Origin of the sequence: Leucobacter viscericola (assembly GCF_011299575.1) — a bacterium.
Taxonomy (GTDB): domain Bacteria; phylum Actinomycetota; class Actinomycetes; order Actinomycetales; family Microbacteriaceae; genus Leucobacter; species Leucobacter viscericola.
The window spans coordinates 1,910,681-1,928,961 of record NZ_CP049863.1 but is presented as its reverse complement, the minus strand read 5'-3'; the positions used below and the strand labels follow the sequence as shown (position 1 = coordinate 1,928,961).

At 61.1% G+C, this 18,281-nt stretch carries 10 protein-coding genes; 7 read left to right on the top strand and 3 right to left on the bottom strand.

The window, feature by feature from the left end; translation table 11 throughout:
- Positions 1 to 62: 62 nt before the first annotated feature.
- From G7068_RS08650 to G7068_RS08640, 3 genes are all read left to right on the top strand, one after another.
- Complete coding sequence (locus G7068_RS08650) at positions 63 to 461, top strand: acyl-CoA thioesterase (RefSeq protein WP_166291169.1); 399 nt, start codon at positions 63 to 65, stop codon at positions 459 to 461.
- Between the two features lie 215 nt (positions 462 to 676).
- A complete protein-coding gene (locus tag G7068_RS08645; protein WP_166291167.1) occupies positions 677 to 3,082 on the top strand; it encodes an S-layer homology domain-containing protein in 2,406 nt (801 codons plus the stop codon).
- Positions 3,083 to 3,488: 406 nt separating this feature from the next.
- A complete protein-coding gene (locus tag G7068_RS08640) occupies positions 3,489 to 3,881 on the top strand; it encodes an S-layer homology domain-containing protein (RefSeq protein ID WP_166291165.1) in 393 nt (130 codons plus the stop codon).
- Between the two features lie 78 nt (positions 3,882 to 3,959).
- Here the strand turns inward: G7068_RS08640 and G7068_RS08635 are convergent, their stop codons facing one another.
- Positions 3,960 to 4,412: a GNAT family N-acetyltransferase gene (locus G7068_RS08635; protein WP_166291163.1), complete on the bottom strand. Its 453-nt coding sequence runs from the start codon at positions 4,410 to 4,412 to the stop codon at positions 3,960 to 3,962.
- On the bottom strand, positions 4,409 to 4,699 hold the full coding sequence (locus G7068_RS08630; protein WP_166291161.1) for a cupin domain-containing protein: 291 nt from the start codon (positions 4,697 to 4,699) through the stop codon (positions 4,409 to 4,411). Before G7068_RS08630 ends, G7068_RS08635 begins: the two co-directional genes overlap by 4 nt.
- Before the next feature lie 407 nt (positions 4,700 to 5,106).
- Between G7068_RS08630 and G7068_RS08625 the strand changes: the two genes are divergently transcribed.
- Together G7068_RS08625 and G7068_RS08620 are read left to right on the top strand one after the other, a co-directional pair.
- A complete protein-coding gene (locus tag G7068_RS08625) occupies positions 5,107 to 11,274 on the top strand; it encodes an Ig-like domain-containing protein (RefSeq protein ID WP_166291159.1) in 6,168 nt (2,055 codons plus the stop codon).
- Between the two features lie 75 nt (positions 11,275 to 11,349).
- On the top strand, positions 11,350 to 12,585 hold the full coding sequence (locus G7068_RS08620) for an RNA polymerase sigma factor (protein ID WP_166291157.1): 1,236 nt from the start codon (positions 11,350 to 11,352) through the stop codon (positions 12,583 to 12,585).
- 18 nt (positions 12,586 to 12,603) lie between these two features.
- On the opposite strand, the gene G7068_RS08615 is transcribed toward G7068_RS08620, so the two are convergent.
- Positions 12,604 to 13,827: a PucR family transcriptional regulator gene (locus G7068_RS08615; protein WP_166291155.1), complete on the bottom strand. Its 1,224-nt coding sequence runs from the start codon at positions 13,825 to 13,827 to the stop codon at positions 12,604 to 12,606.
- A gap of 176 nt (positions 13,828 to 14,003) precedes the next feature.
- On the opposite strand from G7068_RS08615, the gene G7068_RS08610 reads away from it, so the two are divergent.
- The gene (locus G7068_RS08610; RefSeq protein WP_166291153.1) at positions 14,004 to 16,046 is read left to right on the top strand and encodes a hydantoinase/oxoprolinase family protein; all 2,043 of its coding nucleotides are present in this window, start codon (positions 14,004 to 14,006) and stop codon (positions 16,044 to 16,046) included.
- Positions 16,043 to 18,058 carry a hydantoinase B/oxoprolinase family protein gene (locus G7068_RS08605; protein WP_205881258.1) on the top strand — a complete coding sequence of 672 codons (2,016 nt, stop codon included), beginning with the start codon at positions 16,043 to 16,045 and terminating at the stop codon, positions 18,056 to 18,058. The genes G7068_RS08610 and G7068_RS08605 overlap by 4 nt, the downstream gene beginning before the upstream one ends.
- Positions 18,059 to 18,281 lie beyond the last annotated feature (223 nt).

Sequence of the window (18,281 nt, the reverse complement as noted above, 5' to 3'; positions counted from 1 at the left end):
TCTGATGGATCAATGATGGGCTTGTGGGTGAGCTTGCGAATCAGTGGCATAGGCTTGCGCTCATGAACGAGTACCGGCAGACCGTGCGCAAGTGGGTAAAACCCGAAGACCTGAATCAGCACAGCGCGCTGTTTGGTGGACGAGTGCTGCAGTGGCTCGACGAGGAAGCCGCGATTATCGCCGTCGCCCAGCTCGGCACTCGAAGTGTGGTGACGCGCTACATGTCAGAGGTCAACTTTGTGGCCCGTGCCGAGAGTGGTGACCTGCTGCAGCTCGACTACCGAATTGTCGCGTTTGGTCGCACGTCTCTGACCCTGAGCTGCAGTGTTGAAAACACGGTGACTGGGCAAGAGGTGCTCACCCTCGACCGCATCGTCTTTGTTGCCGTCGATGAAAACGGCCAGGCTTACGCCCATGGCCAGACGGAGCCCACCGAGGGTACCGAGCGCCTGCGGGGGTAGGTTGCCGCCAGCTGCCAAGTCATACATCTAGGTATGAACCTTTTATGTGATTGACTTGCGTTCGCGCGAATCAGTTTTGACACTTCGTTCTCGAAACCCATATGTTTGATTACTGACTTAGTAAGTTCGGGGAGAGCTTTCATAGGTTGAATCAACCGTGCCTGAGCGGGACGCACTTCCGTACCCTTTGGCAATGAAGTGAAAGTGGTAGAGACATGAAGTTTTGGAGACGCGTTTTTGCAGTGATGCTCGCTGCGGCGCTCGTTGGCTCGTTCGGTCAGGCGGCAAATGCTGCTCCCCAGGCAGAGCCGCCACCAGAGGCAACAGAACAGGCCCTGGATCCCGAATTGGGTTCGGAGAGTGACGACACCGAGGCGGATGAGGTAGACGACGGTGTTACCTCTGATGGGGATGCTGTCGACGGTGATGAACCGGTAGAAACAGGCGCGGAGGTGGCACCAGCGGCGGATTCGAGCAGCGAGGCCGCTGAGATCGAGTCGGCCCCAGAAACTCTGGAGGTCTCGGGAACGCTGAAGGTCTTTCCAGCGGAACCCACTCAGGAATCACTGAAGCGACGCGCCGTTGCCGAAGCGGAACAGGCGAATCACGAAACCGGCAAAGAGGATCCTCCTGCGGCAACGCCCATTGAAGATCAGCGCTTCGAGCTAGATCCCGAAGACGTGCCCCTCGAGTCTTCACTGAGTGAGCTCTACGAAGACACGGAGCCACTTGAGATGGCCCCCGGCAAGGTTCTGCTTGAAACAGATGACGGCGAGATTCTTCCTCTTGATCCCTCAGCCGTTGACGAAGACACAGCGGGTGGCGCAACGTTTGTGGGCACCGTTGCGGTGACGCCGGACGGTGTCACGTCAATCGACGAAGCGATAGCTGAATCACCGGAACTAGCTTTGAGTGAGTCCGAGATTGTTGAGATCGCGGCCGAGTCGGCCTTAGCCGCCGATGAAACGTTTGTGGTGCTTGAATCGGAAATCACCCCGTTGCCAGTGCCGAAAGCTGCAAGTGCGTCAATGATGCACTCAGCAGACGTGGTCTTCTTCACCAACGCTTCGGCCTCGCAGACGGCGGCTGTTCAGGAACTGATGACACTTACCTCCGACTACTGGAAGAGGGAGTCTGGGGGACTTGTCGCGGGCATCAAGGTCAACGCAATCAAGCAAGAAAAAGTTGGCAGCCTGAATGTGTGCGACGAGCACGCAGCTTGGAAGCGAGCGAGAGAACTCTTCAACGAACGTGGCATTTATTACGGTGCAGCCAAGCATCTTGTAGTGCTCATTGATCAGAAGTGCGCGAAGGAGCAGGCTACCGGGTGGGGAGACACCTACAATCTGCACGCTGGTGGAGAGACCTGGACGAATCTCAGTATTCGCCATGATGGAGACGTTAAGAGCGGAAGACCTCTGAAGGACGCCGTAAGTGTTCTGCAGCACGAAATTGGCCACAACCTTGGGCTTGACCACAGCGGCGCTCGAATCTGTGCGGCTTCGGGAGTTGGAGACACCGCTCTCGCGCACACGAGTTACTCCTCCGACGGATCCAAAGACCTATCTAAGCTGTGCTACGACGATGGCTATGGCGACATGTGGGGCGTGATGGGGTACAGCAGCGCATGGCGTGATGCAAACACTCCCGCCTTGCCAATTGCCCAAAAGCTTGCGCTGGGTGTGCCGAGCTCGGGAATAGTTGTAGATGCGAAGCCGGCGGCCGGGGTGACTCAGCGCTTTACACTCAATGCAACTAGCTCGAACACCGGTATAAGAGGTGTTCGTGTGCAGCAGTCGGCAGGCAGTGAGCCGTTTTTTGTGGAGTATCGAAATGGGCTCGGATCCGACTCTTCTATCAATCGCAATTGGCCGAAAGATAAGGGCGTTCGTGTGCACAAGATCCGCGACGCCTACAGCATCGAGATTCGCACCCCACAAGAAACGGCATTGAGCAAGGGGCAGTCCATGCACCCGTATGGTGGACGCGCGCGTGTGACGGTTGAGTCGACAACCTCGACGCAGGCAGTTGTGCGCGTTGATTTCTACACCTCGTTCACTGATGTGATGTCGAACGACCGCTTTGCGGGAGACATTCAATGGATGTACGACTCAAAAATTTCAGGGGGTTCGATACAGGCCGATAGGTCTGTTGTCTACGGTCCTAAGGTGAACGTGTCGCGTGAGGCAGTGGCGGCGTTTTTCTTCCGCGGGTACGCGCCCGCGACCTATAAGCCCGGGGCGAAGGGTAAATTGCCGTTCACCGATATCTCGACCACCCACAAGTTTTACAAAGAGATCTATTGGATGTGGGAGCGCGGTATTACGACGGGAACGAAACAGCCAGACGGCACGGTGAAGTATCTGCCGAGCGATCCGCTGTCGCGGGAGGCCATGGCCGCGTTTATCTATCGTGTGAAGGGTGCAAAATACACACCCCCCGCGAAGTCCCCGTTCGTCGATGTGCCGACCACGAGCCAGTTCTATACGCACATTACATGGATGTATGCCAAGGGCATATCTACGGGTACCGTGACGACAAGCGGCCGAGTGTATGAGCCGAAGGTGGACACGACGCGTGAAGTGATGGCACCGTTCATGCGGCGAGCAGCGCAGCTGTAGATCGATGGAGAAGATCAGAATGCTAGCTGTTCAAACGCGTAGCGCTCGTCTACGGTGGGTGGCCGTTACCGTTGCGGCCGCACTTGTCATGAGTATCCTGCCTGTCGCCGCAAGCAGTAGCGCGTCGGCGACAACAACCGAGCGGGCAAACTTTAAGACACATTCGATCCGCTGTGATCGGTCGGTCACGAGTTTCGTCGATGTGTCTTTGGGGTCCAGATTTGCAGATGCCATCGGCTGGATGACGTGCCGAGGTATTTCACGCGGGACCCCGGTTGCTGGTGCCCCCGGTGACTATCATTTTCAACCAAAGGCATCGCTGACTCGCGAGGCGATGGCGGCGTTCCTGTTTCGAGTGCAGGACCAGAGAGACTATACGAACAATGTGGTCTATCAACCTCCGGCGGTGTCGCCTTTTGCTGACGTGCAGCCGGGCGACAAGTTCTATCTCGAAATTGCCTGGATGTATGAGAACGGCATCTCCACTGGCACGGCGCAACCCTCGGGCAAGCCCCTGTTTGAGCCGAAGCAGACGCTGACCCGCGAGGCTATGGCGGCGTTCCTCTTCCGGCTGCAAGGACTTCCGGGCGATGAGAATACAGCGGAGGGGTTTGTGGCTCCGCCGTCGACTCGGTTTGCCGACATCACAACGAGCTCGAAGTTCTACCGCCAGATCGCCTGGATGGATGCCGCAGGTGTTTCAACCGGCGTGAAGGTTGGCGGCAACACTGAGTATCAGCCGAAGGGACAAGTGACCCGCGAAGCAATGGCGGCGTTCCTCTACCGGCTGTTTGGGTAAAGCGTTCGGGTGTCTCGGCGTTGGCGACAAACCAACGCCGAGACACTCCCAACGCGCGCCTGCGTGTCGGGCCGGTGGCTACTCCGCGGGAGCGAGGTCGTACGTGACCCAGGCGGTCTGCTTGGCTAAGCGATCGTAAACGCTGCGAGCTGTTGCATTGTCGTCTGCCGTGATCCAGCGCACGAGTGAGGCGCCCTCGTCGCGAGCAACCTCGGCAAGTCCCTGCAGGATCGCGCTGCCCGCGCCTGATCCTCGAGCCTCGGGTGAGGTGAACAGGTCGTCGAGATACAGGGCATAGCCGCCGTCGATCGGTCGAGCGAAGCGGCGGAAGTGCCCGAGGCCAACGAGCGATCCGTTGAGCTCGGCGACGAGCGCGCGGGTTTCGTGCGCGGGATCCATCAGCCATCCCCACACGGTCGTGTACACGTCAGGGTTGTGCGGCTTCTTGTAGAAGTCACGGTAGCCGCGGTACAGCTTCGCCCAGGCCTCGTGGTCGCTGGCCTCAACGGGCCGAACAATGACGTCGCTCATGCCAGCTTCTCCACTTCCACGAACACGATGGCTGCGCTTGAAGTGCGGTTCTCGACCTGATGCTCGGAGCCGCCGGGGCGAGTGTAGCTCTGCCCCTGCACCAGATCCGCGACGATCAGCTCGCCGTCGGCGGTGGTTATGTGCATGGTGTCGGTCACCATCGGCACCACCACGTACTCGTAGTCGTGGCGATGCATGGGAATCACCCCACCCGGATCAATCGTCCACTTGGTAACGCGAAAGTGCTCGTTCTCGAGCTGCACTTCGCTGTGTGATCCGGTGCTCATGTGATTCTCCTTTGGCTCAGTCTTCTTCAGCCTAGTACCGGTGAACCCTCTGCTGGCCTCGATTACCAGGGAAAGATGTTTTAATTGAGCGGGGGAAAATTACGGGGATTGACCTCATCTAGGACGCCCAGGCAACTATCAGCAAAAAAGTCGCCCGGCGTGGGATTTCTGGCCCAGGTCGCAGTCTTACTTACGCATGCAGTATTTGTGTGCGTTCGTTGCTGTGCGCTCAGCGTTCGGGGAGAACGCGCGTACTAGACGCAAAAACGTGACCCCTCAGCGGGTTCTTTAAGCAGAATGAGGATGAACAAGTGGTTGTGAAGCTCGGAAGTATGCTTCGTCGTACCCCAAGTCGAGGATCAAATCGGCGAGAGTCTGGGTCTCGTCGACGCGGGACGAATCGAACCGTGTGGGTCACAGTTGCCACTGCGCTTGTTGGGCTGTTGGCGTTTGGAGGTCTTCCCGTGGCGCCCGCGCAGGCCGCACCAACTGATCTCGGTCTCTCGGTCGTCAACGGCGGGGTAACCACGCTCTCCTCGTACACCGACGTTGTGACATTTGAGTCACGAATTTCGCTTCCCGCTGGCACCTCACTGCAGGCCGGAGCGGTTACAAAGTTGACGCTCGATAAGTCCCTGAAGCGCTCCAACAACGGAACACTTCCTACGGGTGCAACGGCGCAGACGTGGAACGAGCGAGCCAACACCCTCACGGTGACCTGGGGCCCCCTCTCATCGGGCAATGTGTACGCCGCGAACGTGAACGCTACTCCATCAGGGATCGCGGATCAGACCTCAACCTTCCATGCAACAGCCACGCTGAATGGTGTGCTCGCCGGCGGTGGCGCGGTTGACCAGACCACAGTGAGCGAACCGATCAGCCCAAACAGTTCGTTTCCCGCAACCTTCGTGCCGGCAACCCCGAATTCTTGGACACTTGACAGGGACGGCCTCTCGATCACGGTGCAGCCGGGGGCCGCGCTTCTTACAAACGCGACGCTTATTCAGCGGGTGCCCGGAGCGACCTTCCAAGATATGCAGCTGTCCACCTCGTGGGGAGTGCAGAGCGGATCCGATCAGCTGCTGCCGCGCAGCTGGGTCTCTGGTGGCCCGATGATGAACGCGGGTTCATTCAATAACTACGCAACGCTGCAGGACGATGCAGCCGTGCGGGCTTACAGCTACGGTGTTGTTGGTGGATCAACCACCACCGGAAACTTTCGGGCCTACGTCACCGTTCCAAGCGACGCCGCTCCCGGGCGCTACTCCGTGCCCGTACAGTTCTACGACGCCGTAGACGCCACGACACGCAACCTGGTGTACGACACGACAGTTACCGTGATTGTGCCTGAGCCCAACGCGACTGCGGTGACCTACACCGCAACTCGCGGTGCCAGCAAGGTCTACCCGGGTGGGGTGTTCGAGTGGGGGCAAACCGTAGGCTTCAGCGCGCCTCCGGCACCGATTACCGATCTCACCGTCACGCTGCCGATTCCCGCGCGCACTACTCCGGTCGGGGTAGCCGCTCGTTTTGGCACCGACATTCAGAGTTTTACTGCGAAGTCGTATGAGTACACCACCGACTCCACGGTGAATGACGCGAGTAGCTGGCAGCCGCTTCCTCTGGCTGACGACCTGATCACGCTCGGCAATCCCGAGAGCATCACTGGTATTCGTTACGTCATGAACGATCTCAAGGTTGCATCGGCTGCCGGTATGTGGGGTGGGGTTGTAACCCTGCGGGCGGACGAGGATCTGACCCCCGGTCAGGTGCTGCGCTTTGACACCGCGTCGGTTGCCTACAACGATCCCGTGGCGGGTGGCACCACTGTGACTCCAACCGCAAGCTTTGGCAAGAACGTAACGGTGGTAGCCGATACGGGAGCCGTTCCTATTGCAGCTGCTCAAGATGCGCCCGTGGGCAACGGCAACCTGAGCTTCGATCAGACTTACCCCAACGGGGCCTCGTTCAGTACGCGGTTCTTTTTGGGCAGTGATGGGCTGACCCCGCTGCAGCAGCCCTACCAGTTTGTGGTGGTGCCGCGAGGTGTTGACGTTTCGTCTCGTGCGAGCCAAGCGTGCAGCCCCTACCTATGGGCCTATCAGCAGGGCGGTTGCAACCTCGGGATGTCTCCCGTTTCACCGACACCGGTTATCGATAGCGGATTTGCTGTGCTTTCCGACGGGTCAAAGCTGTTCTATTCACGGATGACTCAGGGACAGCTGCTGATTGGTGGCGCGACGCTCATGCAACAACTGCACTCGCAGATGACACTGACACCCAAAACGGCGCTTGCTGGCCCCCAGAAGGTGCTTGTTGGTATGGGATCGATGACGCAGAATGACTTCGCAGTGTCGGCCACGCATTCGACCCGAGACTCCTACCCAAAGACTTCGCTGTCGAACTCTGCGTCGTATGGATCGTATTCGAGTCTTGCCTCTGAGATTCAGGGGAAGCTTGCGGGTCTTGGTATTGAGACGGATACCGCGTTTATGGGGGAGCGTGTATTCAACGTTTCGCCTGCGACTTCGGTGGGGTCGGTGACGACGATTAAGGGTTCGGAAGACGCGACCGGGATCATGCAGGGCGCCGGGACGGCGACTGCCCGGCCGGGTGGTGTTGTGTCGTACAGCGTGGACGTGTCGAACACAGGGTCGTTGGAGTACCAGAATTTCCAGTTTATTGATCAGCTGCCGTCTGTCGGCGACGGATACACCCTGAACGCGGGGGTGGCTCGTGGGTCAGCATTTGATGTGAACCTGTCAGGCAACGTGAAAGTGCTGCTGAACGGGGTGCCGTCAGCGTCTGCGCGGGTGGAATACACGACCAGTGCCGCGCCGGCCCGGTTTGATGCGAACGGCGCTGACATTGCTGGGGATGCCTGGCTGCCGTACACGGGATCCGCGACCGGTGCGAAAGCACTGAGGGTGACTCTCGCAAGTGGCACCGTGTTTGGACCCGCCGACAAGATCACGCTTTCGTTTGACGCGACCGTACCGGCGTCGGCACCCAGGGACGGGTCGACGGCGAAGAACACGATCGCCTACCGCTTTCAGACGGGCCCTTCTTCGTGGGTGGCGGCGGAGACGCCGTCGGTGCCGGTGAAGTCGTCTGCTCCCGCGGGCGATACCGAACTGTCGGGGCAAGCGTTCATTGATCTGAATGGTGACGGGATCCAGCAGGCTGGCGAGCCTGGTCTGAACGGGTCAGGGGTGTCGCTGCAGTTGTACAAGATGGTGTCGGGTAACCCTGTCGTGGTGGGGTCACCTGTGACGCCGAATACGGATGCTGGCGTGTACGGGGCGTTCTCGATGATCGGCCTCGACCCAAACCAGACGTACAAGATCAAACCCGTGTCTTCGAACCCGAACGTCACCGTCGTGCCGTCAGCGCTCGACGCCGATGGGTTCTTGAAGTACGCACAGGTCACTGATGCTGCCGTGAACGGGAGCGAAAACACGTCCCAGTATGTGGGCTCGTCGTCGTTCTTGATCGGTGATCAGGTGGGGGCGAAGAAGTGGATTAAGGATCTACGCCTCCCGCTGACCGCGAAAACGACCGTGTCGGGAAGCCTGCAGCTGACCGATACTTCGAATACGCCGATGACTGCGGGGGTGGGTTCCAACGCGGCAGATTACGTCAAGAACTACACGGTGAAGTTGATGCAGGGCACCACCGAGAAAGCGTCCACCACGACGGACGTGTCGGGTGGGTTTGCGTTCACCAGTGTTGAAGGCCTCACCCCTGGCGATTACAGGCTCGTGTTCGTGTCGCCGAGTGGCCGGAAGCTTGTCGGATCACCGCTGAACAACGGCACCGTGTTTACGGGTGCCGCGACCGCGGGCGCCGACGGAACTTACAAGCTTGCGGGTTTGCAACCCGGTACGGGTGCGTCGGGTGTCAACGTCTACTACACCGATACTGATGCTCCGGTCGCGACCGTGCCGACACTGTCGGGCGGCGTCGTTATTGCTGGGTCGCGCTTTAATCCGCAGGCCGCGACCTTGTCGGGCACTGATGTGGGGACGCGAGTCACGAAGTATGCGTGGCAGGTCCTCGCGGGTGATAACTCGGTGGTGGCTTCGGGGAACGTGGCTGCAGACGCGACTGGTGACGCAAACCTCACCCTGCCGACGACGATGGCAGAGGGCGGCTACACGCTTAGTGTGGTCGCGACCGACGTGGTTGGCAACGTGTCGCCGGCAGCAACGGCTGGGTTCGCGGTTGACAAGACCGCCCCCGTGATCGCGTCAACTGAGTCCTCGGTCACATATGTGAAGACGAGCCCTGCGGCTCCGACTACGACTCAGGGGTGGATTGACCTGTACGGGGTGACCGCAACGGATACTGGTGCTGGGATGCCCGCCACGGGTGGGATTACCGTGGATGCGTCTGCGGTTGATCCGACCACGGCGGGAAGCTATACGGTCACGTTTACGGCGACTGACGCGGCGGGTAACACGACCGCCAGCTTCGATGTGACGTATTTGGTCGCGTATGTGGGCGACCCCACCATCACGTTAGGCACAAACACCGCGTTCTTCGAGATGGGCACCACACCTCCCGCAACCGATGCGGCCTGGAAGGCCCTGTTTGGGGGCGTCACGACCGGGACGAGCGGCGGGGCGACCGTTACCGGAGTGGCCGTCGACACGTCCGCGGTGGATGTCACGACCCGGGCAAGCTATCCCGTCGTGTTCACCGTCACCGACAGCCTCGGCTACACGGCCAGTACGACGGGCACGTTGACGGTCAGGGATACGATCGCGCCCGCGATCACCACCACGACTGACACGCTCACGTACCAGGATGGCGACACCCAAATCGACAATGATCAGGACTGGATCACGGCGTATGGTGCGACCGCGTCAGATACCGGTTCGGGTGTTGCTTCACTCACGGTGGAGGCTGGCAGCGTGGATTACACGACGGCAGGCACCTACGTAGTCACGTTTACCGCGACCGATAATGCGGGCAACACGTCCACGAAGACTGTGAACTACACGATCGCGTTTGCAGGTGCCCCCTCGATCACGCTCGGCAACACGCCAGTGGTCTACGAGATGGGAGGCACGAAGCCGAAGACGGAGCAAGACTGGATCGACCTGTTCGATGCGACAGCTGCGGCCGCGAAGGGTGCCACGATCAAGTCGTTCGCGGTTGATCACAGTGCGGTCGACTTCACGATGCTGAATAGCACGGGGTATGACGTGGTGTTTACCGCGACCGATAGCTACGACAACTCGTTCACGTATACGGGCAAGCTGATCGTGGCAGACACGAAAGCCCCAACAGTTACGGTCGGGAAGGCGAAGGCGAAGCACGCCCAACGCGCCCCCGAGACACCGTTCACCACGGCTGATTGGTTGACCATGTTCGACGTCATCGCGACAGACACACAGGGTGGCAGCGGGATCGATCCCGACGGGTGGACCGTGACCGAGGGCGTCAACTACACGCTCGCGGGTGATTACGAAATCGTATTCACCGCGACCGATATCGCGGGGAATGTGTCGAAGAAGGCGACAGCGACGTTCACGGTGCAGGCGCCGCCGACGAGTGACACGGTCACCATGAACACCGCACAAGATAAAAAGGTGGGGATTGATCCTCTCGGGCGAAGCACCACCACCGGTTCCTTCAAAGCTCTCGCCGAAAGCGATCTCAGTGAGCCATCAGCCGGAGGCACTGCGAAGCTCGACAGGAGTGGAGTTGTTTACACCCCCACCAAGGGATACTTCGGCGAAGATACGCTGACGGTCACCGTGACCGACGATCTGGGGCAGACGGCCAAGGTCATGTACATTTTTACTGTTGTGAAGAAGCCTGACACCGTGGCAAAGAACCTGCCTGAGTATTCCGTGCCTGTTGACGGTCGTGTCGTGATCCCGGTCGCTGACGTGTTGAATGCTGTTGATGTGACGGGCCTCACTATCGACGAGCTCGTCACGCCGAAGGGGTTCCACGGCAGGGTGAAACTCGACAAGGATCAGGCCACGTTCACCACGGACGGCAGCAACTGGCACGGTGACGAGAAGTTCACTGTCACCCTGCGAGACGCCCTCGGCCAGACCGTCGACGTGCCCCTCACGCTCCACGTGGTCCCGCCGACACTCACCATCGACCAGGCACAAGGCTATGCCGGCAAAACCGAGGTGACGCTCACCGCCAACGGTGTGATCCCGGGCAAGGAGTACGCGTTTGAGTTGCACTCGGATCCGATGCTTCTCGGCACTGCCATCGCAGACGCAAACGGCACCGCGATCCTCACCACCACGATCCCGGCCAAGGCAGCAGCGGGCGCGCACCACGTGCGACTGTTCAACGCCGACGCCAAGGAACGCGGCAGCGTCGCCTTCGAGGTGCTCAGCCCTGACGGCCCAACCGCCGCCACCACCACGGGAGGCCCGGAAACTGGTGCCACGGGCTGGCTGTCACTGACCGGCGGAAACGGCTTCGGCATCGCAGCAATCGTGGCATTCGGACTGCTGCTGCTTGGTGCCCTGCTGTTTATTGCACTTCGGTTCCGCGGGCGATCACGCGAAGAAAAAGAGACAATGATTGTGGGTAACTAACCGCGCAAGCGATAGAAACCGTGGTGCCGACGTCTGGGGGTTCGGCATCACGGTTTCGCCGGTTCTGGAGAGCGGATGACAAGCGACAATCAGGGGTATAGTGAGGAGTTTCTGGACGACCAGGAACTCCTGGAGCGACATCGCAGCGGGGACTCCGCCGCGTTTGGTCTGCTCTTCAACAAGCACCGGGATCGGGCGTACCACTATGCCTTCAAATATGTGAACAGCGAGGATCGGGCCGACGATCTGGTGCTCGAAGCGTTCACGCGAATCCTCGAGACCATTCGCCGCGGCAAGGGGCCCACGGTGTCGATGGGGCACTATCTCGCCTCGACGATCCGCAATATCGCGATCACCAATGGTGCGAACGATCGGGCTGAGACGCCAAGCGATCCGCACGAACTGGCTGAGCGTTACGAGCGTGAGCAGTTTGAGGATTCGGGCAGCACCGCCGGCTGGTTGGCGGAGGCCTTCAACACGCTGAGCGCCAGGTCGCAGCGGGTGCTGTGGTTTCGGGCGATTGAGAACTTACCCTCGCAGCAAGTCGCGAAGGAGATCGGGGTCAGCACCTCGTCTGCGAGTCGGATCTACCAGGAGGCAGCGAGCGAACTGCGCGAGCATTTTGTGGATGTTTCGGTGAACGCATCGCCCGATCCTGCCTGCCGAGAATTTGCGCCCCTGCTGCGCGAAATGGCCGAGCAGAAGCGGCGAGTGCGAGGCAAGGACCTGAACCAAAAACTGCAGGATCATCTCAACAGCTGCCCCTACTGCAGCATCGTCGCGACAAGGCTTGGCGCATCGGATCGGGTGCTGCTCTCGCTTATTTTTCTTGCGGGGTTGGGTGCACTTGCCGCAGACGCGCTGCGCAGCACTCCCGCTTCGGCCGCCACCATGTTGCCCGTGGCGCTGAAGGTTGCCCTTGTTGCGGTGCCAATTATCTCGGTGGCCGTGATCGTAGGCGCGCTGTTTATGCCCGCGAGCTCGGGCGATGCGAGTGTGATCCTGGGAGAGAGCGGATCCGAATCCTCGAACACCCTTCTCAGGGTTGGAGATTGCGAGCTTGCCCGAGAACCTCTCGACGAGCGCACTGAGGCCTGGCGTCTTTCAACCGAGGCCAAGGACTGCGATGTTCACATTGATTATTTGGGGGATGAGGATCGGGGACGCTCAACCAACGCCACCTTCATGGACACGGCACAAGATTCTGAGTTGCGTACCCGCGAGGTCAATCGCCCTGGGCAATACGCCGTGACGTTGACCGACGGTTCGAAAACGGTGAAAGCGACGATTACGGTGCGTGCTCGCGACTAGGAGCCACTCGCTTCGGGGTTAGCTCTCAGGGCGATCGCGCCGGAGCTCTGCGGAGCGCCCGATGAGGTCGGGGTAGAGGGCGAGGATCAGGTTCGCCACCGCAAAGGGTGAGGTGATCGAAGACCCGAGGGCCTCCTCGACCTTGCTCAGGCGGTATCGGACGGTGTTGGGGTGCACGAAAAGTGCCTCTGCCGTGAGGGTGATGTTCTGCTCAGCCGCCAGGTAGGTGATGAGTGTCTCACGCAGCTGAGCCGAGCCAACCTTGGCGAGTGTGCGGTCAATGCGATCGCTGAGTTGGCGCGCATCAACGTGCGAGAGCAGCCACGTGGAGAGGTCGATGCGGTCAATGAAGACCGCGCCGATCTCGCTCGGGAGTTCTGCGGAGTTGGCCCACTGCCGCGAGATCCCCAGGGCGGTTTCGGCCTCCCTCACACCGTCTGGAACACCGGACAACGCCGAAAAAGGGGCGGATGACCCAACAAGAAAGTCGCGGGAGACCGCGGCAATCCAGCGCTCACTGAGCTCTGTCGCCGGGACGAGGGCCGCAATTGTTGCTGGTGAGTCCATGTCGACTCGGTGGAGCATCACGAGCAGCGGCAGATCCTCTGAGCGAGCGTGGATAACGAGGTGCGCGATATCGGCATCGACCGCCGAGGCCGCGGAGATCGGGGTGATTTCTAGGGCGCGTACTGGCGCGTACGCCGGGAAGCGAAACTGAGCGAGCTGGCTCCAGAATCGATGTTCACGCGAAGGGAGCACACCGTCGTGCAGGCTCGCGAGCAACTGCTCGTTGTCACGTCGGTCTCGCTGCGAAGCGCCGTACTGAATTCCGTGAACCGCCCCGAGCAGTCGCTCTGACGTGTCGAGCAACAGCTCGCTGAGCTGGTCGAGCGTGTCGAGTCCGCGGCTGGCGAGCGCGATCACGTGGACACCATCACGCAGGGCCACGCGCCGCGTGCGCACGTGCCAGCGGCCGATTTCGGTGCTGAGCTCGCGTCTATTTGTGGCGGCAACCTCGTTCCAGATGAGCTGCGTCGGGGCTTCCCCGGTGCTCGCAACGACGGCTCCCTCGAAGTCGTAGATGATCGCGGTGCCGCGGCAGAGTGTGCTGATGCGCGAGGTAAGCGTGCGCACGGGATCCGCAGATGAAACCGCCGAGATGAGGGTGTTTGTGATGTCGAGTGCGGTCTGCAGGTGATCGATTTCTGCGTGCGTGTCGTGTGTATCGCGGGTGTCGAGCACACCAAACCCCTCACAACATTGTTCAAACGGGACGTTTTCTCTCTCGATTCTGCGTGATTTTTGGACAATTTACAATCAACTCTCGATAAAGCTTCGTATTCTCTAGTGACCTGTGCTCCCGCTCGCACGAGGGTTAGATGCATCCGGAACTCAACGAGGAACTTCAGGAGGAGCCCATGAGCAGTGTTCGTGTCGCGGTAGATGTTGGTGGAACGTTCACCGACGTCTGCATCTTTGACGATGAGACCAAACAGATGCGCGTCACGAAAGTGCCGTCCACTCCGCACGACCCGATGATCGCGGTGATGAACGGGGTCGAGCGTGGCAACATCGACCTGAACGAGGTGTCACTCTTTTCACACGGCACCACCGTCGCGACCAACGCGCTCATCACCCGCAACTTTCCGGTCGCCGCGCTCGTGACCACCCGCGGTTTTCGCGATGTGCTTGAGATTCGTGACGGCACCAAAGACGATCTCTGGGACGCCTACAACGACGTTTCGGAGCCGTACATTCGCCGCCGTGATCGCTTCGAGGTGACCGAGCGCATCGACTACAGCGGCAACACAGTGCAGCCGCTCGACGAAGACGAGGCGCGCTCGTTGGCCGCACTGCTGAAGCGCCGCGGTGTGAAGACCATCGCCGTCTGCTTCTTGAACTCGTACGCAAACCCCGCGCACGAGACGCGAATGCGCGAGATTCTCGAGGAGGTTATTCCAGACGCGACGGTCTCGACCTCGGCCGAGATTTTGCCCGAGATCTTCGAGTACCCGCGCTTCAACACCGCGGTCGCAAACGCGGTGCTCGCGCCGCTCGTGTCGGGGTACGTGAACCGGCTCGCCGGGCGCTTGCGCGAGGGAGGGTACGGCGGTGATCTGCTGCTGCTTCACTCGGGCGGCGGATCCATGACCCCTCGACTCGTGGAGAAGTTTCCGGTGCGGCTCGCTGCCTCCGGCATCGCGGCGGGCGCCATCTCGGCGAAACACATCGCGCAGCAGTGCGGCTACGACAACGCGGTCAGCCTCGATATGGGCGGCACGTCAACCGACATCGCGCTTGTCGCGGGCGGCGAGCTGCGGGTCTCGCAGGAGTGGCAGGTTGAGTACGGCCACCCGATCATCTTTCCCTCGATCGAGGTGCTCACAATTGGAGCGGGCGGCGGATCCCTCGCCCACATCGACATCGCCGGTTCGCTGCGCAACGGCCCGCAGTCAGCGGGCGCGGATCCTGGCCCCGCCTGCTACAACACCGGGGGTGACCAGCCAACCAACACCGACGCTAACGTGGTGCTTGGGCGCCTCGGCACCTCACTCGCGGGAGGCGTGAAACAGCTGAGCAGTGCGCTCGCCGAGTCGGCCATTCGCCGGGTGATTGCCGAGCCGCTCGGTATGGGTCTCGAAGTGGCTGCGCACGCGGTGGTCTCGGTGGCAAACGCGAACATGGCCGACGCGGTGCGACTGGTGTCGATTCGCCGCGGCTACGATCCCCGCGACTTCGCGCTGCTCGCGTTTGGTGGAGCCGGTGCGCTGCACGGTGCCGACGTGGCGCGAGAGCTTGGGATCCCGACCGTCGTTGTGCCGCCGAGCCCGGGGGTGACCTCGGCCATGGGGTGCCTGCTCGTCGACATTCAGCACGACTTTGCGCAGATGCACACGGGGCTGGCCTCAGCGGCCGACGAGGAAGGCATCGAGCAGGCCTTCGTTTCGCTCGAGAGTGAGGCGGCCGCGCGGCTGCGGCACGAGGGGGTCGCCGACGAAAACGCCGTGCTACAGCGCAAGATCTCAATGCGTTACCAGGGCCAGTGGCGGTCGCTGCAGGTTCCGATGGGATCGGGGCCGGGCGCGCTCGAACAGGCGGTGCGCACGTTCCACGAGGAGTACGAGCGAGAGTTCGCGTTCCGCCAAGACGATGCGCCGGTAGAGGTGTACCAGTTGCACCTCGCCGCCGTCGGCAAGATCCCCAAACCGTCCTTCCGGCCAGCGGAGATCGTTCCCCAGACGCCGGGCACCCCCGCAGAGCGGCGACCCGTGTACTTCGGTGAAGACGGCTGGATCGACACTCCCGTCTACGACCGGAGCGAACTAGCCGCCGGCACCGAGTTTGCCGGACCCGCAATTATCAACCAGCTCGATTCCACCACGGTCGTGCCCCCGCACACCCGCGCTGAGATCGACGAGTGGCTCAACATTCGCATGCACCTTGAGGAGATCAACCGATGAGTGACACCGCTACGGCTGCCGCCCCGGCAACCGCCACATCAACCCCGGCACCCGCGCGCCAGACCGCGCTCGACCCCGTGACATTTGAGGTGCTGAAGAACGCCTTTGCCACGAGCGTCGACCTGATGAGCGAGCAGATCCTGCGCACCTGCTACTCCTTTGTCATCTACTCGCGCGACTTCTCGTCAGCGCTCTGCGACGCAAACGGCAACACCGTCATGCAGGGTTCCGGCGACATCGCGGTGCACGTTGGCACGCTCCATTTTCAGGCGAAGGCCGTGATCGAGGAGTTTCCCGACGACATTCACCCCGGTGACGTGTTTGCGATCAACGATCCCTACCGCGGCGGCACGCACTTCAACGATGTCTCGTTTGTGCGGCCGATCTTCTCTGAGGGGCGCATCATCGCCTTCGCCCAGAATAAGGGCCACTGGGCCGATATCGGGGGCAAGGTGCCCGGATCGTTCGACGTCTCTGCAGCGGAGCACTTTGGTGAGGGGCTGCGGATCACCCCGATTCGCGTGTGGTCGCGGGGCAAGTTCTTGCACGACGTGGCACAGTTGCTCGTCGCAAACACGCGGGCTCCCGAGCAGGCGCTCGGCGACTTGCACGCGCAGTCAGAGGCGACCGCGGTGTGCGAGCGCGAGGTGCTGCGACTCGTTGACCGCTACGGCACCAGCACCGTTGAAATGGCGATGCAGGAGACGCAGGACTACGTCGAGCGCACGGTGCGTCGCCGCCTGGCTGACCTGCCCAAAGGTCGGTGGGAGACCGTCGACTACATGGATGTTGACCCCGGCAAGTCGGAGGGCCTTGTGCCCATCAAGATCGTGATGACGCTTGATGGCGAGGGGATCCACTACAACCTCGAGGGCAGCGCCGAGGTTGTCGATACCTTCTTGAACTCGGGGTACGGCACCACGTTCTCCGCGATCTACGCGGGCACCAAAACCTTCTTCCCTGACGTGCCGCTCAACTCGGGGTTTTATGCGGCGGTCACCGCTGACATTGGGCCCGAGGGTACGGTCGTGAACGCTGGCTGGCCGTACGCGGTGACTGGGTTCTGCTCGGGCCCGTACGAGAAGCTGATGAACGGCATCTTCGAGATCTGGTCGCAGATTATGCCCGAGCGCGCGATGGCGTGCGCGTTCAATCTCGAGTACCTGCTCGTTGGTGGTCGTGACGCGCGCAACGAAGAGAACCCGTACTTCATGTGGTACGACTGGATGGCCGGTGGGTGGGGTGGCCGCTCCTCAAAGGACGGCTCGAACGCAACGGCCCCCGTGTTTGGGGTGGGGCTCGCGGTGCAGGCGTGCGAGGGGCAAGAGCGGCTCACGCCCGTGCTCACCACGATGCACCAGATTGGCACTGACTCGGGTGGCCCGGGGCGGTTCCGCGGAGGGTGCGGGGTCGAAAAGGGTGGCACGCTCACCGACGCCGATGCCTCGGTGATGAGCTACTGCTGCGACCGGGCCCGCTCGATCACCTGGGGCATCGAGGGCGGTCTGCCGTCAATCCCGCACGGCGTGTGGCTCAACCGCGATACCGCAGACGAGCGGTTTTTGGGCTCCATCTTCTCCTCGGTGCCGGTGCAACCGGGCGACACGTTCTACCGTCCCTCTGCCGGGGGCGGGGGCTTCGGGGATCCGCTCGACCGCACCCCCGAGGAAGTGCTCGAAGACGTGATCGACGAGTACGTCTCGGTTGAGCGCGCCGCCGAAGACTACGGCGTGGTCGTCTTGGCGGTTGATCCCGAACTCGATCAGTATGAGATTGATCGCGAAGCCACGGCCTCGAAACGAGCCTGGATTCGGGCGAATCGGGCTTCGTGGCTGCAGGCCGATCCTGCTGTCGTCGCCGAGCAGTATCGCGCTGGCGAGATCGGTCTGCTCGATGTGATCCGGCGACACGGGGTCATTCTCGACTGGGGCACGGGTGAACTCTTCGAAGAGACAACCCAGCAGCACCGTGAACAAATGTCTCGCCGCTCAGCGGCGCACTGGGCGGCCTAAGCAACGACGCTAAGCCACTCAGCTCGGGTGGGATGTTGTTTTGAGCATCCCACCCGTCCTTCCCCAATTGTGCAAGTGACAGAAATAACGTCGTTCATTCCGGCGGGCGCACAGTGCAGCTGTGCCCTGGCGGTCACCAAAATGAGATGACGAGGCGAAGTTCGGTGTGGAAGTCGGGCTCGCAGGGGGCGCTCATCGGGGCGCCTTTTTTGACAGCAAAGCA